Below are 20,055 nucleotides of genomic sequence, written 5' to 3'. Positions count from 1 at the left end.
TGGCCGCCAATGCACCTATGTACTGCGGTGAGTTGAGCGATTCTCGCCAGCATCTGGACGGAGCCAATTGTCCAACAGCCTGTTGGACAATTGCCCTGGGGTCACATCATCCTCTTCGTCACCCGCGCCCAGAACGCGACGACGACACCATCGGCGTCCTCATCGGCTCCAAGCGCAACCGAGCCGCCGTACAGATGGCCCTGAACGCCAACAACCGCCCACTCGCCGTATCCACATACGCGCCCCTCCCGCCAGCCGCAAAGACCCTGCTGCCCTCAGAAGAGGACCTGTCCCAAGTGGTGCAGGACGTGCTGGACGCGGAAGCCGAGGCGGAGGATCCGGCTCCGGCCTAGGCTGGAGGGAACACGACTGGGGGGTCCATGGAGCCGAGCGCCGCCGGGCTGAAGATCGCGTCCAGTGTCGTAGCCCCCTTGATGCGGCGACTGTTCACGCAGGACGGCCCGGGCGCCGAAGTCGGCATCGCCGGCAAGCCCGTGCGGCTGTCCGCGCTCGTCTCCTTCAAAGGGGAGAAGCGAACTCTCAGCGACACCGACCTGCACAAGCTCGCCCGCGAGCTGGTCAAGCGGGCGGCACGGAGCGGCGAGCGCCCCGTGCCGCAGGATGAGGAGACCGCCGTCACCGACGCGCTCGCCGCGTCTCTGCTCGGGCTCGGCGAGCTCACCCTCACCGACGTCGAGGCCGTCCAACTCGGCCACACCGAACTGGCGCGGCAGCTACGCAGGGCCGCCGGACACCCCGAGCGCCGCCTCTCCGCCGAAGCGGCCCACCTCCACGACGGCCTCCTCGACCTGGCCTGCCTGCACATCCTCCGCTTCTTCACCCAGCGCTCGACCTTCATCGCCACCACCCTCGTCGCCCAAACCAGGCAGAACGCCGAGGTCATCGCCAAGGTCGACGCCCTCGTCGCCCGCACCCCACTGCCCGACGCCCAGGACGCGGCCTTCGAGCGCGAGTACCTCAAGCAGATCGCCGCGCGGCACGGCAAGCTCACGATCTACGGCATCGACCTGAGCAACTCACCAGCCAAGTGGCCACTGGACGCGGCATATCTGAGCCTGGAGACGACCGCGCCCGCGGGACAGCGGGCGATGATTCACCTCGAAGGACACGGGACAGCCGGCGAACCCGGTGCACTATTTCTCCCCGGTGACGCGCGCCGGCCCTCGCGTCCTTCTGCGCGGCGTCGCCGGATCCGGCAAGACGACGCTCGTGCAGTGGCTCGCGGTCGCAGCTGCTCGCCAGGCCGACGAGCAGCGCAAGAGCGAAGCCGAAGGCATGGCGTATCTCCGCGGCCGTATCCCCTTCGTGCTGCCGCTGCGCACCCTCACCCGCCATGGCGAACGCCTCCCCACCCCGCGACATTTCCTCACTGCCGCCGGCTCGCCGATTGCCGGGGAGCAGCCGCCCGGCTGGGAGCACCGGGTGCTGCGTAACGGCCGGGCCGTGGTGCTGGTCGACGGCATCGACGAGGTGCCGGAGCCGGAGCGCGCTCGGGCCCGCGAGTGGCTGACCGAACTCATCGCCGCCTTCCCCGAGGACAACCGGTGGCTCGTCACCTCCCGCCCCACGGCCGTTCCCGATGGCTGGCTGGCGTACGACGGCTTCGCCGACCTCACCCTGGCCGCGATGAGCCCGGCCGCGGTGGCCGACTTCCTCGGCCGCTGGCACCGCGCCGCGGCCACCGGCGACCCGGAGGACGACACCCGCCTCAAGACATACGAACGTCAGCTGCTGGAGGCCGTGCGCGCCAAGCCCGACCTGGGCACGCTGGCAACCAACCCGCTGCTCTGCGGCCTCATTTGCGCACTCAACCGTGACCGCCACGGCTATCTCCCCCGCGGCCGCAAAGAGCTGTACGCCGCCGCCCTCTCCATGTTGCTGCTCCGCCGCGACCGGGAGCGCGGCATGACGGGCGGGCCCGAGCTCAGCGAGGAAGCGCAGATCCAGTTGTTGCAGCGGCTCGCGTACTGGCTGATCCGCAACGGCCGCACCCAACTGGACCGCGACCGCGCCGAGCGCATCCTCGCCGAGGCCCTCCCCGCGGTCCCCGAGGCGTCCGCTCTCGGCACCGCCGCCGCCGTACTGGACCACCTTCTCCTCCGCAGCGGGCTGCTCCGGAAGCCCGCCCCGGGCGCCGTCGACTTCATCCACCGCACCTTCCAGGACTACCTCGGTGCCCGCGCCGCCGTGGAGTCCGGGGACTTCGGGGTGCTCTCCGGCCACGCCGCCGACGACCAGTGGGAGGACGTCATCCGCATGGCGGTCGGGCACGGGCGGCCGCGCGAGCGAGTGGAGATCATCACGACCCTGCTCGCACGGGCCGACGCCGCGGACGACGACGCGGTCCGCACCCGCATCCGGCTGCTCGCCGCCACCTGCGAGGAGCAGGCCGCCGAGCTGCCAGGGGCGGTGCGCGCCGAACTGGCCCGGCACACCCGCGAGCTGATCCCGCCCCGCAACGTCGCCGAGGCACAGGCGCTGGCCGCCGCCGGTCCGCTGGTACTCGACCTGCTCCCCGGCCCGGAGGACCTGGACACGCTTGACCCGGCGGAAGCCTGGCTGGTCACGGTGACGGCGACCAACGTTGCCTCGGAGCGTGCCATCCCCTTCCTGGCCCGCTTTGCGTCGGATACCTCGCGGGAAGTGCGCAGCCAACTGGTCTGGGGCTGGCACCGGTTCGAGGCGGCACCGTACGCGGAACAGGTGATCTCCCGCCTCAACCCCGATGAACTGTTCTTCGTCGTGCACGAGGCGGAACATCTGCGTGCGCTACGGCGCTTCGGGGGCAGGCCGCTGCTCGACGCGCGCGGACCGGTGCCGGCCGCCGAGCTGGCGGCGTACGTCCGCGCGGTGCCGGTGACAAAACTGCTGGTCCTGGACAACGACACGGTGACCGACCTGGACTTTCTCGCGGGGCGCGACAGTCTCCAGCACCTGCGGATCTCCCGCTGCCAGGCGCTCGGGGACATCTCCGGAGCGGCGGGCTTGCCGTTGCGCTCCCTGGTCCTCAGCGAGCTCCCAGGGCGCGTCCGGCTCGCCGCGCTCGGCCCCATGCGCGAGCTGACCGAACTGTCGTATTCGCCCAGCCGGGGCGCCGAGTGGAGTCTTTCCGAACTGCCCGAGGCGCCGCTCGTCGCGCTCAACCTGCTGACCGCACCCGCGCCCCGTTACGGCTGGGCGGCACTCACCCACTACGCCGAACTGCGGGTCCTGCAGCTGGGTGCCCGAAGCAGCCCTGGAACGGGCACCGACTGGCTCTGCCTGACCACGCCGGCGAACCTGTCACAGCTCCGCATCGCCGCATCCGCCCTCGACTCCCGCCCGCGCGGCGTGACCCTCCCCGGCATCACCGAACTCCGGCTGGACCGCTGGCGGCCGTCGGAGGACCGGCTGCGCACGCTGGCCGCGGCCTTCCCCGGACTGGAGGCACTGCATCTTGACACGGCCTTCGTGAGCCCGGACCTGTCCCCGCTCGCCGCCCTGCACAGCCTGCGCGAGATCCACGTGCCCGATACGGACGCGGACGCGGTCACGCACCGCGGGCTGCCGGTACGGGTCCGGTTCATCCGCCACTGAGGGATGCCGGTCGCCTGGCGGTGTCCGTTCACCACCTCAACCCTGCCCCGGTGTTGCACAATCACGGCATGGACCCGGTCGCCACAACGGGCATGAAGATCGCATCGAGCGTCATCACGCCGCTGATCAAGCGGCTGTTCATCTCCGACGGGCCCGGTGCCGATGTCGGCCTGGCCGGGAAGCCCGTACGGCTGTCGGGGCTGGTCTCCTTTACGGGTGAGCGGCGCACGCTCAGCGACAAGCAGCTGGACAGGCTTGCCGACGCGCTGGTCGCGAGCGCCTTACGGTCCGGCGAGCGGCCGATCGCACCGGACGAGCGGGAGGCGGTCACGGCCGCCCTCGCCGCGACGCTGCGCGCGCTCGGCGAGATCACCCTCACCGATGTCGAGGCGGTCGAGCTCGGGCACGAGGAACTCGCGAGCCGGATGCGCGCGGCGGCCGGCCGGCCGGAACGACATCTGTCCGCCGACGCCACCTACTTCCACGACCGCCTCGTCGACCTCGCCTGCCTGCACATCCTTCGCTTCTTCACCCAGCGCTCCACCTTCGTCGCGACGACCCTCGTCGCCCAGAGCCGGCGCCTGGCAGAGCTCGCGGCCAAGGTGGACGCGCTCGCGCCGCGGGTACCGGGGCCGCATGAGCAGGATGCGGCGTTCGAGCGGGACTACCTCGACCACGTCCGCCGCAAGCACGGCAGGCTCACCATCTACGGCATCGACCTGGCCAACTCGCCCAGCGGGTGGCAGCTGGACGCGGCGTATCTCAGCCTGGAGGCGACCACCGGGACCGCGGCGCGCACCCGGCCGCGGGACGGTGACGATGCCGAGGTCGTCCTCCCGGCGACGACCGTACGGCCCGCCGACGAAGCCCTCGCCGACGCGACACGGGTGCTCCTGCGCGGGGTGGCGGGCTCGGGCAAGACCACGCTCGCGCAGTGGCTCGCGGTGTCCGCGGCTCAGCCCGAGACCGAGGGGCGGATGGCGTATCTGAGCGGCCGGGTGCCGTTCGTACTCCCCATGCGCACCCTGCTCAGCAGGCAGCTCGACCAGCTGCCGGACCCGGGTACCTTCCTCAGCGTGACCGGCAACCCGTGCGCCGGCACCCAGCCCCGCGGCTGGGAGCACCGGGTGCTGAAGGACGGCCGGGCGCTGGTCCTCGTCGACGGCATCGACGAGGTGCCCGAGCCTGAGCGCCGCCGCGCCCGGCACTGGCTGACAAAGCTGATCGACGCGTATCCAGACGGGAATCGCTGGCTCGTCACCTCCCGCCCGTCTGCGGTCCCCGAGGGCTGGCTGGCGAATTACGGCTTCACCGACCTGACGCTCGCCGACATGAGCGCCTCGGACGTCGCCGCGTTCATCGATCGCTGGCATACGGCGGCACGCACCGGCGACCCGGACTACGACCAGGTCCTGGAGGCGTACGCCCGCGACCTCCGGAACGCGGTGCGCGCCAAGCCGGACTTGGGGCGGCTGGCCACCAATCCTCTGCTGTGCGGGCTCATCTGCGCCCTGAACCGTGATCGCCGCGGCTACCTGCCGGGTGGCCGCATGGAGCTCTACTCCGCCGCCCTGTCGATGCTGCTGATCAGGCGCGATCAGGAGCGCGGCATGGTAGGGCCCGAGCTGCGTGAGCAGCCGCAGATCCAGATCCTGCAGCGGCTGGCGTACTGGCTTATTCACAATGGCCGTACGGAGATGAGCCGTTCCCGCGCCGAAGAGATCGTTGCGGCTGCGCTTCCGTCCGTCCCGGCGATCGCGGCCATGGGCGATGCCCCCGCCATCCTCGACCACTTCCTGCTGCGCAGCGGCCTGCTGCAGGAGCCTGTGCCGGACGCGGTGGAGTTCATCCACCGCACGTTCCAGGACTACCTCGGCGCCAGGCACGCCGTGGACGAGGGCAACCTGGGCGCGCTGGCCCAGAACGCGGCCAATGACCAGTGGGAAGACGTCATCCGCATGGCCGTCGGCCACGCCCGCCGGCACGAGCGCGCCGAGATCCTGCGCGAGCTGCTCAAGGCCGCCGACCGGGTGCAGCAGTCCTCGGAGTGCACCCGGCTCCGGCTGCTGGCGGCGACGTGCCTGTCTTACGCCACGGATCTCGATCCAGAGGTGCGCGCGGACGTCGAGCAGCACACTGCCGGGCTCATACCGCCGAGGAACACGGACGAGGCCGACAGGCTGGCGACGGTGGGGCCGCTCGTGCTCGATCTGCTCCCGGGGCCCGACGGGCTGGAAGAGGGGACGGCCGCCGCTGTTGTCACGGCGGCCTGCCTGATCGCCTCCGAACAGGCCATCCCTTTCCTCACCCAGTACGTGAATCATCCCTCCGTCCACGTCCGCGACACGCTCGCCCGCTACTGGCGCCGGCACGACACCGAGAGCTATGGCCGGGACATTGTCGCCCGCCTGACTCCCGACGGGACGATGTTCACAGCGCATTCGGAGGAGCATCTGGAGGCCCTGTCCGCCATGGGCACCCGACCCGCACTCCATGCGGTGGGCGACATCTCCCAGGAGCTGATTGCCGCGTATGCGTCGGAAGCCTCGCTTACACGCATCCAGGTGACTTCCAACGGCCAGCTGTGCGATCTGGATTTCCTCCGCGGGCAGGCCAGGTTGACGATTGTCTCCATTGCGTCCTGCCCGAACCTCACCGATCTGTCCGGACTGGCAGACGTGCCACTGAACACCCTCCACCTGACGGAGGATTCCACGCGTACCGGGCTCTCCGTGCTCCGCGGGATCCCGACGCTCAGGAAACTCAGCCTGTGCCTGGGCCCGCGCGAGCGCGTAGCACTGAGCTCTATTCCGCCGCTGGATGCCCTGCGCTATCTGGACATGAGCGCTGTCAAGTCACTCCCGAGCGGATTGCAGAGGCTCGGGCGCCTGACCGGCCTGGAATCGCTGCTTCTGGGGCCGGGCACGAGTCCATGCGCCGCGTCCGACTGGGAGGAGTTCACCTGTCTTCCCAGACTCAACGAGCTGAGTCTGGCGTCCGGTGCCCTGGCCTTGCTGCCGACCGAGCTGGTGTTGTCTAAAGTGCAGTACCTGTCCCTGATCTGCGGTTACGGGCAGACAGGACTCTGCCTGGAGAGGTTGCCGAGCGCCTTCCCGGGACTCCAATGGCTGGTGCTGGAGGGCGCCATCGACGAAGTCGACCTAGCCCCGCTGGCAGATCTCCAGCACGTCACTCGCGTACAACTACCGTCCATCCGCCCGGCCCTGCGCGGCACGGACCGGCTGCCGGAACGAGTGCAGCTCACCTAGCGGCGCCTACTGCCCGCCCCGCCCCCGCTTAGGCTTCCAGACCACCAGCGCGCTCGTCTGCTGGACTTCCTGATACGGGACCAGGTCGCGTCGGTACGAAGCATGCACCGCCGCCTCCCGCTGCTGCATCGCCGCCGCCGCCCCGTCCACCGCGTCCTGCAGCTCCGCGCACCGCGCCTGCAGCGCCGCGACCTGGTTCTCCAGCTCGATGATGCGCTTGATGCCGGCCAGGTTGATGCCCTCGTCCTGCGACAGCTGCTGGACCGTACGCAGCAGGTCGATGTCTCGCGCCGAATAGCGGCGGCCCCGCCCCGCCGTGCGGTCGGGGGAGACCAGGCCGAGGCGGTCGTACTGGCGGAGGGTCTGGGGGTGCAGGCCGGAGAGTTGGGCTGCGACCGAGATGACGTAGACCGGGGTCTCTTCGGTGAGCTCGTACGGGTTGCGGCTCCCGCGGCCTCCGCCGCCGCGGCCGGCTCGGCCACCGTTCATCTCATGCTCCCTTCGCGGCCTTGAACAGCTCCGCCCGCGGGTCCTCGCCCGCCGTGGCGTCGCGGTATGCCTCCAGCGACTCCGTCGCCGTGTCGTCGAGGTCCTTCGGTACGGCTACTTCCACCGTCACCAGCAGGTCTCCCCGCGTGCCGTCCTTGCGAACCGCGCCCTTGCCGCGGGCGCGCATCGTGCGGCCGTTGGGGGTGCCCGGGGGCAGCTTCAGCTTTACGGGCGGGCCGCCGAGCGTCGGGACCTTGACCTCGCCGCCGAGGGCCGCCTCGGGGAAGGTCACCGGGACCGTCACCGTGAGGTTGTCGCCCTTGCGGCCGAAGACCGGGTGCGCGTCTACGTGGACCACCACGTACAAGTCGCCCGCCGGGCCGCCCCGTTCGCCGGGGCTGCCCTTGCCGCGCAGGCGGATGCGCTGGCCGTCGGAGACGCCTGCCGGGATGCGTACCTGCATCGTGCGGGACGACTTCGCGCGGCCCGAGCCCTTGCAGATCTCGCACGGGTGTTCCGCGATCAGGCCGCGGCCCTTGCAGTCCACGCACGGGTCCGTGAGAGAGAAGCCTCCGCCGCCGCCCCTCGACACCTGGCCGGTGCCCACGCACGTCGGGCACACCCGCGGTGTGCCGTTCTTGTCGCCCGTACCCGAGCAGGCCTTGCAGGGGGCCGAGGACGACATGCGCAGCGGGACCGTCGCGCCGTCGACCGCCTCCGTGAAGCTCAGCGTGACCTCGGACTCGATGTCCTGGCCGCGGCGCGGCTGGGTGCGGGTGCCCGTGCCGGTGCGGTTGAAGAGGCCGCCGAAGACGTCGCCGAGGCCGCCGCCGAAGCCGCCGCCCTGGCCGCCGCCGCTCTGCGGGGTGCCGCCGAAGAGGTCGCCGAGGTCGAAGTTGAAATTGCCGCCGGGGCCGCCGGGGCCGGTACGCAGGCCGCCGTTGCCGAACAGCGCGCGGGCCTCGTCGTACTCCTTGCGCTTCTTCGGGTCGCCGAGGACGTCGTTCGCCTCGGAGACCTCCTTGAAGCGCTCCTCGGCCTTGGCGTCGCCCTTGTTGGCGTCGGGGTGGTTCTCCCGGGCCAGCTTGCGGTACGCCTTCTTGATCTCGGCCTCGGTGGCGTCCTTCGGGACGCCGAGGACCTTGTAATAGTCCTTCTCGATGAAGTCCTTGGTGCTCATCCCCGGCGTCCCTCCTCCCGTGCCTCGTCAGCCCTCGTCCGGGCCACCGTTCTCCTTGTCAGCGGGCTTGTCGCCCTCGGACTTCGCGGTCTCGGCATCGCCCTCGGCCTCGTCCTCGGACGACGCGGACGCGCCCGGCTGCGGCTCGGCGACCGCGACCCTGGCGGGGCGGATCGTACGCTCGCCGATCCGATACCCGGGCTGCAGGATCTGCACGCACGTGGTCTCGGTGACATCCGGCGAGTACGAGTGCATGAGCGCCTCGTGGATCAGCGGGTCGAAGGGCTCGCCCTCCTTGCCGAACTGCATCAGACCCATCTTGGCGACGACCGTCTCCATCGACTCGGCCACCGACTTGAAGCCGCCGACCAGCTCGCCGTGGTCGCGGGCGCGGCCGACGTCGTCCAGCACCGGCAGCAGCTCGGTCAGCAGGTTCGCGATCGCGACCTCCTTGACCGCGATCCGGTCCCGCTCCACCCGCCGGCGGTAGTTCTGGTACTCCGCCTGCAGCCGCTGCAGGTCCTTCGTGCGCTCCTCGAGGGCCGTACGGACCTGGTCGAGCTGCGCCGTGAGCGCTGCGTCCACGGGCTGTCCTTGCTGGTCTTGCGGGTCTTGCTGGTCCTGAGCGGCCTCGTCCCCGTCCGGGCCGGCCGGGGCCGCCCCGTCAGGGGCGGACCCGGCGGCTGCCTCGGCGGCAGCCTCGTCCGGCGTGCCGGCGGTGTCGTCGGGGACGTCGGGCTGCTCGTCGCGGCCCGGTGTCTCCTCCGTCACGCCGCACCGTCCTTCTTCTGGTTCTCGTCGTCGACGATCTCAGCGTCCACCACGTCGTCGTCGGCGGCCTGCGCGCCGTCACCGGCGGCCGCGCCGTCGGCGCCGTCAGCGCCCTCGGCCCCACCGGCCGCCTGCGCGCCCTGGGCGTCCGCGTACAGCGCCTGGCCGAGCTTCTGGCTGGTGGCGGCGACCTTCTCGGTGGCCTCGCGGATGGCGGCGGTGTCCTCGCCCTTCAGCTTCTCCTTGAGGTCGGACACGGCCTCCTCGACCTCGGTCTTCACATCCGCCGGGACCTTTTCCTCGTTGTCCTTGAGGAACTTCTCGGTGGTGTAGACGAGCTGCTCGGCCTGGTTACGGGTCTCGGCGGCCTCGCGGCGCTTGTGGTCCTCCTCCGCGTACTGCTCGGCCTCGCGCATCATGCGGTCGATGTCGTCCTTCGGCAGCGCGGAGCCGCCGGTGACGGTCATCTTCTGCTCCTTGCCGGTGCCGAGGTCCTTCGCGGCCACGTGCATGATGCCGTTGGCGTCGATGTCGAAGGTGACCTCGATCTGCGGCACGTTGCGCGGCGCCGGCGGCAGGCCGGTGAGCTCGAACATGCCGAGCTTCTTGTTGTACGCCGCGATCTCGCGCTCGCCCTGGAAGACCTGGATCTGCACCGACGGCTGGTTGTCCTCGGCCGTGGTGAAGGTCTCGGAGCGCTTGGTCGGGATCGTGGTGTTGCGCTCGATCAGCTTGGTCATGATGCCGCCCTTGGTCTCAATGCCAAGCGACAGCGGGGTGACGTCCAGCAGCAGGACGTCCTTGACCTCGCCCTTGAGCACGCCGCCCTGGAGGGCCGCGCCGATGGCGACGACCTCGTCCGGGTTGACGCCCTTGTTGGCGTCCTTGCCGCCGGTCAGCTCCTTGACGACCTCGGCGACGGCCGGCATACGGGTCGAGCCGCCCACGAGCACCACGTGGTCGATCTCGGACAGCTGGATGCCGGCGTCCTTGATGACATTGTGGAACGGGGTCTTGCAGCGCTCGAGCAGGTCAGCGGTGAGCTGCTGGAACTGCGAGCGGGTGAGCTTCTCGTCGAGGTGCAGGGGGCCCTCGGCGGAGGCGGTGATGTAGGGAAGGTTGATCGTGGTCTCGGTGGACGAGGACAGCTCGATCTTGGCCTTCTCGGCGGCCTCGCGGAGCCGCTGCAGCGCCATCTTGTCCTTGGACAGGTCGACGCCGTGGCCGTTCTGGAACTGCTTGACCAGGTAGTCGACGACGCGCTGGTCCCAGTCGTCACCACCGAGGTGGTTGTCACCGTTGGTGGCCTTGACCTCCACCACGCCGTCGCCGATCTCGAGCAGCGAGACGTCGAAGGTGCCGCCGCCGAGGTCGAAGACCAGAATGGTCTGGTCGTCCTTCTCCAGCCCGTAGGCGAGGGCGGCGGCGGTCGGCTCGTTGACAATACGCAGGACGTTCAGACCCGCGATCTCACCGGCCTCCTTGGTGGCCTGGCGCTCGGAGTCGTTGAAGTAAGCCGGGACGGTGACGACCGCGTCGGTCACCTTCTCGCCCAGATACGACTCGGCGTCGCGCTTCAGCTTCTGCAGGATGAAGGCGGAGATCTGCTGCGGCGTGAAGTCCTTGCCGTCGATCGCCTGCTTCCAGTCCGTGCCCATGTGACGCTTCACGGAACGGATGGTCCGGTCCACGTTCGTGACCGCCTGGCGCTTGGCCACCTCGCCGACGAGGACTTCGCCGTTCTTGGCGAAGGCGACGACGGACGGCGTGGTCCTGGCGCCCTCGGCGTTGGTGATGACGGTGGGCTCACCGCCTTCGAGAACACTGACGACCGAGTTCGTCGTGCCCAGGTCGATGCCGACCGCACGTGCCATTTCGCTATCCTCCGGATGCGTAACTTGAGCTTGATTGGCTCAAGAGTGCCACGGCCTCCCGACAGAGGCAAACGATGTGAGTTACTTCCGCTCAGGTTTGCTGCGTTTTCGCAGGTCGGAGCAGGAGAGAAAGCGTTGAGAAAGATGCCGTGGCGATCACCAGCGTGCAGGCTGAGGCCGCCACCGCCGCCAGGATCCACCACGGTCCGGTGGGCAGCGGGGAGCCCTGGACGCTCAGGCTCAGCGGGACCAGGGTGACGGCCGCCACCAGGCCGCCGAGCAGCAGACCGGCCGCTGATACAAGCACGCCCTCCATCGCCGCCGACCCGAGCACCTGGCGGCGGCCGGCGCCGATGAGGCGCAGCAGGGCGAACTCGCGGCGCCTGCCCAGGGCCGTAAGAATCTGCGAATTGATCAGCGCGATCGCCGCGTAGCCGACGACCACGGCGAGGACCAGGTAGGCCATGCCCGCCTGGGCCTCGTCCTGGCCGGCGCGGGTGAGCAGCAGCGTCTCCCGGTCGGTGACGTGCAGGCCGGGGCCGCGGCCTGCCACCGCCGCCGCGAGCTCGGCCTTGCCGGTGCCGGGCGCGGCGCTCACCAGGATCTGCGGGACGACGCCCGCGTCGGTGTGCGGGGCGAGGACCGGGGCGGGCAGCAGCGCGGTTTCGTATCCCGGCTCCGCGTCCACCGTGGCGACCAGCCGCAGGACCATCCTGGTGCCGTCGCCGAGGCGCATGGGGATGGTGTCGCCGAGGTCGTGGCCCGCGGCGTAACGGCTGGGGAGGGCGACCGTCCGGCCGTGCAGCTTCTTGAGGCTGCCGGTGGCCGCGCGGAACGCAGTCGTCCCCTCGGCCCCCTTCCCCGTCACGCCGAGCAGCGACATCGCCGGTACGTCGGGAGCGCCCTCGCCCGCATCGCCCTTCTTCACCTCGGGACCGGCGAGCTCCGGCGGCTCGATGAAGCCCTGGCTGTCGAGGCGGGCGGACGCCGCCGCGACGCCGGGCACCGCCGCGATCCCGGCCACCAGGTCCGGCGGCAGCCCGCCCTTGCCGCCCGTGACGACCAGGTCCGCCCGCAGGCTCTTGTCGTACGCCGCATCCGCCGCGGCCGCCTGCGTGGTCTGCATGTACGTGAGCGACAGCGCCAGCCCCGCGGCCAGCATCACCGGCAGTACGGCCCCGGCCAGCCGTGTCGTACGGGCCTGCGCCTCCGCCTCGGCGAGCCGGCCCGCGGTGCCGCCCGCCCGGCGCAGCACCGGGCCGAGCAGGCGGGTCGCGGCCTTGACGAGGGGCGGGCCGAGGAGGGCGAATCCGGCCGTCCACACCATGGCCGCCGGGGTGGCCACGCCCGCGGCGTCGGGGCCGTCGGAGCCCGCGGTGCCGAAGGCCAGGGCGGTGCCGCCGGCGAGGAGGACGAGGCCGAGGACGAGGCGGATCCGGCTGAAGCGGCGGCGTTCCACGGCGGCCTCCGCGAGCGCTTCCGCGGGCCTGACCCGTACGGCGGTGGCGGCCGCGAGGAAGGCGGCGGCCAGCGCGGTGAGCAGGGCGGCAGCCGCCCCGGTGACCATCGGGATGGTGCCCGCCCGGTACGCCAGGGCGTCCGGGACCACGCCGAGGCCGGCGAAGGCGTCGAGCAGCCACCGGCCCGCCCGCGGGCCCAGCGGCCACGCCAGCGCGGTGGCGGCCACCGCCAGGATCGCGGTCTCGCCCAGCACCAGCCGCCGCAGCTGCCCCGGGGTGGCCCCGGTGGTGCGCAGCAGGGCGAGCTCGCGGTGCCGGTGCCGTACCGAAAGGCCCAGGGTGGCCGCCACCACGAAGACGGTGACCATGGCGGAAAGCCCGCCGAATGCGGCGGCCATCGCCACCAGATCGTCCGCGTCGCCGACGACGTCGGGGTGCTCGGCGCGCCCGCGCTCATCGCCGGTCAGGACGGCGGCCTGGCGGCCGTCGAGCACCCGCGCGACCGCCTTCTCGACCGCGCCCGCGTCCGCACCCCGCTCGGGGTGGACGCCGATGGAGTCGACCAGCCCGGCCCGGCCCGCCGCCCCTGCGGACCGGTCCGGGACCGCGGACGCCACCCCCGGCTGCGCCGCCAGCTCGGCGGCCAGCCCGCCGTCCAGGCGGACCCGCTCGGGGAAGATCTCGTCGGCGGCCGTGCCGTGGTACCGCTGATCGCCGGTCACCACGATCGGGGCCGTGCGGCCCTCCGGCTTCGCCGCCGCGTGGATGCCGGTCTCCAGCAGGCCGCCGCAGCCCATGACGATCGCGGCGCCCAGGAAGACGGCGATGAACGAGGCGAGGAAGCCGCCCTTGTGGAACCGCAGCGTGCTCAGCGCGAGGCGGATCACCGGACCTCACCCCCGGCGACCAGGCCGAGGCCGCGCCGCTGTCCCCGCGCGCCCAGGCGGGTCATGGACTCCGCGATCTGCTCCACGGCCGGGCGGACGAGACTGCCCGCGATCCGGCCGTCCGACAGGAACAGCACCTCATCCGCGTACGAGGCGGCCACCGGGTCATGGGTGACCATCACGATGGTCTGCCCCTGCTCCAGGACCGTCTCCCGCAGCAGCGTCAGCACCTCGCCCGCGGTGCGGGTGTCGAGGGCGCCGGTCGGCTCATCGGCGAAGAGCACGACCGGGCGGGTGACCAGGGCGCGGGCGATGGCGACCCGCTGCTGCTGGCCGCCGGAGAGCTCGCCGGGCCGGTTGCGGCGGCGGTCGGCGAGGCCGACCCGCTCGATCATCGCGTCCACCGCGGCCCGGTCCGGGCGGCGGCCCGCCAGCCGCAGCGGCAGCTTGACGTTGTCCACGACGGTCAGCGCGGGCATCAGGTTGAAGGCCTGGAAGATGAAGCCGACCCGCTCGCGGCGCAGCCGGGTCAGCGCCCGCTCCGGCAGCGCCGACAGCTCCACGCCGTCGAGCGTTACGGACCCGGAGGTCGGGGCGTCGAGGCCGGCCGCGCACTGCAGGAAGGTGCTCTTGCCGGAGCCGGAGGGGCCCATCACCGCGGTGAAGGAGCCCGGCCGGAGGTCGACGCTCACGCGGTCGAGGGCGGTCACGGGAGTGCGCGGGCTGCCGTAGATCTTGGTTACGGCGTCGAATCGCATCATGTGCCAACCCTGGCCGCCGCGGCGGGGCCGCCGGCAGGCCCGGCCAGTGGAACCCTGGGTCCACCGGCCGGTGGACACGCGGGCGACGCAGATCACCGGTCCGGTCGCTACATGACGGGTGAAAACCCGGGTAACCTCGTGCCGAGACGAGGTAAGTTACCGCTTAGTAGTAAGCACAAACCGCTCCGGAAGTCAGGCCCGAGGAGCCCACATGCAGCTCGCCGCCATCGTCGTATCGCTGGTTCTGCTGGTGGTCGGCATCGCGCTGATTTCGCGCGCCGTCGCGCAGATCTACCGCTTCATCAAACTCGGGCAACCGGTGCCCGCCGGCAGCCGCACCGACGACCCCGTCGCCCGTTCGGCCACCCTGGCCAAGGAGTTCCTCGGCCATACCCGGATGAACCGATGGGGCATCATCGGCCCCGCCCACTTCTTCGTGGCGGTCGGCTTCCTCACCCTCCTCGGCACGCTGCTGACGGCGTTCGGGCAGCTCTTCAAGGCCGACTGGACCATCCCGTGGCTCGGCACCTGGCTCCCGTACGAGCTCTACACCGAGCTGCTCATCCTGCTGACCACCGTCGGCATCCTGATCCTGATCGCCATCCGGCTGATGTCGCTGCCGTCGAAGGCCGGGCGCAAGTCCCGCTTCGCGGGGTCGTCGGCGTGGCAGGCGTACTTCGTCGAGTACGTGATCCTCGTCATCGGCCTGTGCATGCTGGTGCTGCGCGGCCTCGAGGGCGCCATGCACCACGCCGAGGGGTACGAGGCGGCGTACTTCATCTCGTATCCGCTGGTGGCCGCCTTCAAGGGGCTGTCGGTCGGCACGCTGCAGAACCTCGTCTACGTGGTCGCGATGATCAAGCTGGTCGTGACCTCGGTGTGGATGATCACCGTCGGCGTGAACACCACGATGAGCGTCGCCTGGCACCGCTTCCTGGCCTTCCCCAACATCTGGTTCAAGCGGAACGCCGACGGCGCGGTGGCGCTGGGCGCGCTGCAGCCGATGACGTCCGGCGGCAAGGAGATCGACTTCGAGGACCCGGGCGAGGACGACACCTTCGGCGTCAGCCAGGTCGAGCAGTTCTCGTGGAAGGGCCTCCTCGACTTCTCCACCTGCACCGAGTGCGGCCGCTGCCAGTCGCAGTGCCCCGCCTGGAATACGGGCAAGCCGCTGTCGCCGAAGCTGCTGATCATGTCGCTGCGCGACCACGCGGCGGCGAAGGCCCCGTATCTGCTGGCCGGTGGCGGCAAGAACATGGAGGGCGAGGAGAAGGCATCCGAGGAGGCCTTGAAGGATGTCCCCGCCGCCGCTCTCGCCGAGGCCGAGCGGCCGCTGATCGGCACGCTGGAGGAGCAGGGCGTCATCGACCCCGACGTGCTGTGGTCCTGCACCACCTGCGGCGCCTGCGTCGAGCAGTGCCCGGTGGACATCGAGCACATCGACCACATCGTCGACATGCGCCGCTACCAGGTGATGATCGAGAGCTCCTTCCCGTCCGAGGCGGGCACGATGCTCAAGAACCTGGAGAAGAAGGGCAACCCCTGGGGGCTCGCCAAGAAGCAGCGCCTGGAGTGGCTGAAGGAGGTCGACTTCGAGGTCCCGGTGGTCGGCAAGGACATCGAGGACCTGACCGAGGTCGAGTACCTGTACTGGGTGGGCTGCGCGGGCGCCCTGGAGGACCGGGCGAAGAAGACCACCAAGGCCTTCGCGGAGCTGCTGCACATGGCGGGCGTGAAGTTCGCGATCATGGGCGGGGACGAGAAGTGCACGGGTGACTCGGCTCGGCGGCTGGGCAACGAGCCGCTGTTCCAGGAGCTCGGCGCGGAGAACGTCGCGACGCTGAACGCCGCCTTCGGGGAAGACGATGAGGACGAGGCGACCAAGAAGCCGAAGTCCGCGAAGAAGATCGTCGCCACCTGCCCGCACTGCCTCAACACCCTCGGCAACGAATACCCGCAGCTCGGCGGCGACTACGAGGTCATCCACCACACGCAGCTGCTGCAGCACCTGGTGGACGAGGGCAAGCTCATCCCCGTAACGCCGGTCGAGGGGCTCATCACGTACCACGACCCGTGCTACCTGGGCCGCCACAACAAGATCTACACCCCGCCGCGCGAGATCATCGCGAAGGTGCCCGGTCTCCGCAACGAGGAGATGCACCGCCACAAGGAGCGCGGCTTCTGCTGCGGCGCGGGTGGCGCGCGGATGTGGATGGAGGAGCGGATCGGCAAGCGCATCAACCACGAGCGCGTGGACGAGGCGCTGTCGCTGAACCCCGACATCGTCTCGACGGCCTGCCCCTTCTGCCTGGTCATGCTGACCGACTCGGTCAACGGCAAGAAGAACGATGGCAAGGCGAAGGAAGACCTCCAGGTCGTCGACGTCGCGCAGCTGCTGCTCGACTCGGTGAAGACGCCGCAGGAGCCGGACGGCGTCGCCGAGGAGGAGAGCGCGCCGGAGCCCGAACCGGCGAAGTAGTCCGGCTGAACAATCGGCTAAGTAACCGCATACAACCAATTCCCCCGCCCACCGGTCTCCTTGGCACGGACGGGGGAATTGGGGCTCCCGTCGCATATCCGAACAGGAGCCGCACCATGCACGAGCGTGAAAACAGCGGACACTCCACCTCCACCAGACAGGCCCGGCGCTTAGCCGCAGGGCTCGCCGCGGCGGCGCTGCTCGCCGGCGGCGCCGGGCTGACCGGCGCGGGTACGGCGGCGGCCGCACCGGCCAAGTTCGCCGACGACTTCAACGGCGACGGCTACCACGACCTCGTCGTGGCCGCCCCCTCCGCGACCGTCGGCGGCAAGCGCGCCGCGGGCTACGTGGCGGTGCTCTACGGCGGGCCGAACGGGATCTCGGCCGCCCGCAAGACCGTGCTCAGCCAGGCCAGCACCGGGGTGCCTGGCTCGCCGGAGACCGGCGACGCCTTCGGCGGGTCGGTGGCGAGCGACGACTTCGACGGGGACGGCTACGCCGACCTCGCCGTCGGCGTACCGGGCGAGGACATCGGCACCGTCACGGACTCCGGCGGCGGCGCGATCCTGTGGGGGTCGAAGTCCGGCCTCAGCGGCGCCGACAGCCAGGGCGTCCAGGAGGCCACGCCGCTGGCCGACAACGAGTTCGGCAAGGGGCTGGCGGCCGGCAAGTTCGGCAATGCCGGAGCCGTGGAGTTCGTCGTGCTGGCGAACAACGGCCTGACGGAGTACGGCGTCCAGCCGGCCGCCCGTACCCTCGCCGCGCACAAGAACGCGAAGTCGCGGACGCTGGCGGCGGACGGCATCATCCCCACCAGCCTGACCGCCGGCGACTTCCTGCCGGGCACCCCCGGCGACGACCTCATGGTGAACGGCATCCGCACCGGCTCGCGGGACGGCGCCGGCTGGGGCCAGCTGTGGCAGGGCGGCTTCCCCGACGGCATCCGCCCGACCGACAGGACGATCGACGGCGGTCCGGTGGGCGCGGCCGGCGACCTCAACAAGGACGGCATCACCGACCTCGCCACGGCCGAGCCCGCGCCACCGGGCGAGGCGGCCACCGGCGGAAAGATCAAGGTCTGGTACGGCACCCCGACCGGCCCGTCCGGCGACCCTGAGGTCTGGACCCAGAACTCCGCCGGCGTCGCGGGCAACTCCGAGTCCGGCGACTACTGGGGCTCCGACCTGTCCATCGGCGACGCCAACGGCGACGGCTACGCCGACCTCGCCATCGGCGCCGAGGGCGAGAACATCGGCTCGATCGCCGACGCCGGCGCGGTCTGGCTGCTGCGCGGCTCCGCAGGCGGCGTTACGGCCACGGGCTCGCAGGACTACAACCAGGACACCACCGACGTCCCCGGCGTCCCGGAGAAACTCGACCGCTTCGGCGGCGCCCTCCGCCTCATCGACGCGGACGGCAACGGCCAGGCAGGCCTGGTGGCCGCGGCTCCCGGCGAGAACACCTTCGACGGCTTCGCCTGGGTCTTCTCCGGCACGGCAAGCGGCCTGACGGCCAAGAACTCGTGGACCTTCGGCGGCAGCTCCCTCGGAGCCCCGGCGGCGGACGCGCAGTTCGGCTCGGTGCTGGGCGAGGAGTAGGAGAACCGTCCGACGACCGGCCCCGTCTTCGGACAGGGCCGGTCGTCTCCGTCCTGGAACACTGAACGGCTCCGCCGAAGGCCGCGGCGAAGCCGCTTCCGTACAACCAACCGCGTCACTTGTGAGTCATGTCCACGACGCCTGGGCTCGTCCCTGGCATCACACACGACTCACGAGGAGACATCGTGCGCGTACGAATGATCGCCGCTCTCGCCACCTCCGTCGCCCTCGCCGGCGCGGGCGTCGCCGCGCTGCCGTTGACCGCGCAGGGCGCCGAGCCCGCTAAGGCCTTCGACTTCAACGGGGACGGCTTCCGCGACCACGTCACCGGCTTGCCGCGCGGCACCGTCGGCGGGGTGACGTATGCGGGCTACGTCAGCGTCGTGCCGGGCGGCAAGAGCGGGCCGAGTGGCGCCGGGGCGTACCGGATCAGCCAGTCCAGCTCCGGCGTGCCCGGGACCTCCGAGCAGTACGACGCCTTCGGCACCGAGTTCGACAGCGCCGACCTCAACGCCGACGGCTACGCCGACCTCGTCGTCTCCGTGCCCAGCGAGGACGAGGGCGCCGGGCGGCTCGTCGCCCTGTGGGGCTCCAAGTCCGGCCTCAGCGGCGGTACGACGGTCGCCAGCACCACCGGCTATGCCGGCTACGGCGGCCAGGGCCTGAAGATCGTCGATGTCACCGGCGACGGCACGGCCGACATCGTCGGCGCCAACGACGGCGACGAGGTGGACTCGCTGGGATACGTCAAGGGCCCCTTCACGCCCAGCAGCACCGCCGCCGCGCTCACCCGCATCGACGCGTACCTGCCGCACTTCACCAGCATCAACGGCTTCGCCGCCGGCGACTTCAACGGCGACGGCAGGCCCGACCTCGCCGCCACCTTCAACGGCCTCGAGAACCGCGGCACCACGCTGCTGCGCGGCACGCCCACCGGCCTGGAGCAGGCCACCGACTGGTACGACGAGTCGTACGGCAGCGCGCTCGTCGCCGGCGACATCGACAAGGACGGCTTCACCGACCTCGCGTACGGCGTCGCGGGCGCCGGCTCGCAGGAGGACGAGGAGCCGCCGCAGTACCCGGTGGCGCCCGGCAACGGCGGCACCGTGCGCGTCGTCTACGGCAGCGCCTCGGGCCCGGCGGGCGCGAAGCCGCCGGAGGACATCACGCAGGAGACCCCGGGCGTGCCCGGCACCGGCACCGGCGCCTCCGAGGAGCAGGACGGCTTCGGCAGCGAGCTGGCCACCGGCGACGTGGACGCCGACGGCCGCGCCGACCTCGCGATCGGCACGCCGGGCGAGGACATCGGCACGACCGCCGACGCGGGCGCCGTCACCGTGCTGTTCGGCCGCGGCGGCGCGCAGTCCTTCAACCAGGGCAGCCCCGGCATCGCGGGCAGCAACGAGGCCAAGGACCGGTTCGCCGCGACGGTGGTCCTGCGCGACGTCAGCGGCGACGGCCGCGCCGACCTGGCCGCGGGCATCCCGGGCGAGGACGGCGGCACCGGCCGGGTGGCCGTACTCCCGGCGACCGCGGACGGCGTCCTGACCGGCGACCCGTCGCGCAACCTCACCCCGGCCGCGCTGGGCCTCCCGGCCCAGTCGGTGAAGCTCAACTTCGGCGCGAACCTGGGCCACTGACCTGGGCGCCTGGGCCAGTGCCCCGGCCGCAGCAGCCCCTTTCGTACCCA

Annotated in this window: 12 protein-coding genes and 1 pseudogene; 7 read left to right on the top strand and 6 right to left on the bottom strand. The window is 71.2% G+C overall.

All coding sequences use genetic code 11. The annotated features are described in order from the left end of the window. The first annotated feature begins 194 nt into the window (after window positions 1-194). From ACNNMR_RS23865 to ACNNMR_RS23850, 4 genes and pseudogenes are all read left to right on the top strand, one after another. Complete coding sequence (locus ACNNMR_RS23865) at window positions 195-353, top strand: hypothetical protein (RefSeq protein ID WP_419996720.1); 159 nt, start codon at window positions 195-197, stop codon at window positions 351-353. Window positions 354-380: 27 nt separating this feature from the next. Continuing rightward, window positions 381-866: pseudogene (locus ACNNMR_RS23860) on the top strand (ATP-binding protein); the annotation flags it as partial. Between the two features lie 283 nt (window positions 867-1,149). After that, complete coding sequence (locus ACNNMR_RS23855) at window positions 1,150-3,597, top strand: NACHT domain-containing protein (protein WP_419996719.1); 2,448 nt, start codon at window positions 1,150-1,152, stop codon at window positions 3,595-3,597. A 68-nt stretch (window positions 3,598-3,665) separates the two neighbouring features. Beyond that, entirely contained in the window at window positions 3,666-6,866 is a 3,201-nt protein-coding gene (locus ACNNMR_RS23850) for an NACHT domain-containing protein (protein WP_419996718.1), read from the top strand. Between the two features lie 6 nt (window positions 6,867-6,872). Here the strand turns inward: ACNNMR_RS23850 and ACNNMR_RS23845 are convergent, their stop codons facing one another. The 6 genes from ACNNMR_RS23845 to ACNNMR_RS23820 form a co-directional block, all read right to left on the bottom strand. Further along, on the bottom strand, window positions 6,873-7,355 hold the full coding sequence (locus tag ACNNMR_RS23845; protein ID WP_419996717.1) for a heat shock protein transcriptional repressor HspR: 483 nt from the start codon (window positions 7,353-7,355) through the stop codon (window positions 6,873-6,875). A 1-nt stretch (window position 7,356) separates the two neighbouring features. Next, the gene (dnaJ, locus tag ACNNMR_RS23840) at window positions 7,357-8,535 is read right to left on the bottom strand and encodes a molecular chaperone DnaJ (protein WP_419996716.1); all 1,179 of its coding nucleotides are present in this window, start codon (window positions 8,533-8,535) and stop codon (window positions 7,357-7,359) included. 27 nt (window positions 8,536-8,562) lie between these two features. Next, on the bottom strand, window positions 8,563-9,306 hold the full coding sequence (gene grpE / locus ACNNMR_RS23835; protein ID WP_419996715.1) for a nucleotide exchange factor GrpE: 744 nt from the start codon (window positions 9,304-9,306) through the stop codon (window positions 8,563-8,565). Next, window positions 9,303-11,180: a molecular chaperone DnaK gene (dnaK, locus tag ACNNMR_RS23830; RefSeq protein WP_419996714.1), complete on the bottom strand. Its 1,878-nt coding sequence runs from the start codon at window positions 11,178-11,180 to the stop codon at window positions 9,303-9,305. Before dnaK ends, grpE begins: the two co-directional genes overlap by 4 nt. A gap of 91 nt (window positions 11,181-11,271) precedes the next feature. Further along, window positions 11,272-13,527 (bottom strand): FtsX-like permease family protein, encoded by a 2,256-nt coding sequence (locus ACNNMR_RS23825; protein WP_419996713.1) that lies wholly within the window; start codon window positions 13,525-13,527, stop codon window positions 11,272-11,274. Beyond that, window positions 13,524-14,288 carry an ABC transporter ATP-binding protein gene (locus tag ACNNMR_RS23820; RefSeq protein WP_419996712.1) on the bottom strand — a complete coding sequence of 255 codons (765 nt, stop codon included), beginning with the start codon at window positions 14,286-14,288 and terminating at the stop codon, window positions 13,524-13,526. The genes ACNNMR_RS23825 and ACNNMR_RS23820 overlap by 4 nt, the downstream gene beginning before the upstream one ends. Window positions 14,289-14,499: 211 nt before the next feature. Here ACNNMR_RS23820 and ACNNMR_RS23815 point away from each other — a divergent pair, with 211 nt between their 5' ends. From ACNNMR_RS23815 to ACNNMR_RS23805, 3 genes are all read left to right on the top strand, one after another. Beyond that, on the top strand, window positions 14,500-16,767 hold the full coding sequence (locus tag ACNNMR_RS23815; RefSeq protein ID WP_419996711.1) for a (Fe-S)-binding protein: 2,268 nt from the start codon (window positions 14,500-14,502) through the stop codon (window positions 16,765-16,767). 116 nt (window positions 16,768-16,883) lie between these two features. Then, window positions 16,884-18,365 carry an esterase gene (locus ACNNMR_RS23810; RefSeq protein WP_419996710.1) on the top strand — a complete coding sequence of 494 codons (1,482 nt, stop codon included), beginning with the start codon at window positions 16,884-16,886 and terminating at the stop codon, window positions 18,363-18,365. A 185-nt stretch (window positions 18,366-18,550) separates the two neighbouring features. Then, a complete protein-coding gene (locus tag ACNNMR_RS23805; protein WP_419996709.1) occupies window positions 18,551-20,005 on the top strand; it encodes an FG-GAP and VCBS repeat-containing protein in 1,455 nt (484 codons plus the stop codon). Window positions 20,006-20,055 lie beyond the last annotated feature (50 nt).

Origin of the sequence: Streptomyces boninensis, assembly GCF_048572725.1 — a bacterium.
GTDB classification, from domain to species: domain Bacteria; phylum Actinomycetota; class Actinomycetes; order Streptomycetales; family Streptomycetaceae; genus Streptomyces; species Streptomyces boninensis.
Note: the sequence above shows the minus strand (reverse complement) of the source record. Positions and strands in the feature narration are given on the sequence as shown.

Excerpts from the sequence above, each read along its gene's own strand:
- ACNNMR_RS23865 (WP_419996720.1), top strand. The coding sequence starts at position 195 with ATGGCCCTGAACGCCAACAACCGCCCACTCGCCGTATCCACATACGCG.
- ACNNMR_RS23850 (WP_419996718.1), top strand. The coding sequence starts at position 3,666 with ATGGACCCGGTCGCCACAACGGGCATGAAGATCGCATCGAGCGTCATC.
- ACNNMR_RS23845 (WP_419996717.1), bottom strand. The coding sequence starts at position 7,355 with ATGAACGGTGGCCGAGCCGGCCGCGGCGGCGGAGGCCGCGGGAGCCGC.
- dnaJ (WP_419996716.1), bottom strand. The coding sequence starts at position 8,535 with ATGAGCACCAAGGACTTCATCGAGAAGGACTATTACAAGGTCCTCGGC.
- dnaK (WP_419996714.1), bottom strand. The coding sequence starts at position 11,180 with ATGGCACGTGCGGTCGGCATCGACCTGGGCACGACGAACTCGGTCGTC.
- ACNNMR_RS23820 (WP_419996712.1), bottom strand. The coding sequence starts at position 14,288 with ATGATGCGATTCGACGCCGTAACCAAGATCTACGGCAGCCCGCGCACT.
- ACNNMR_RS23815 (WP_419996711.1), top strand. The coding sequence starts at position 14,500 with ATGCAGCTCGCCGCCATCGTCGTATCGCTGGTTCTGCTGGTGGTCGGC.
- ACNNMR_RS23810 (WP_419996710.1), top strand. The coding sequence starts at position 16,884 with ATGCACGAGCGTGAAAACAGCGGACACTCCACCTCCACCAGACAGGCC.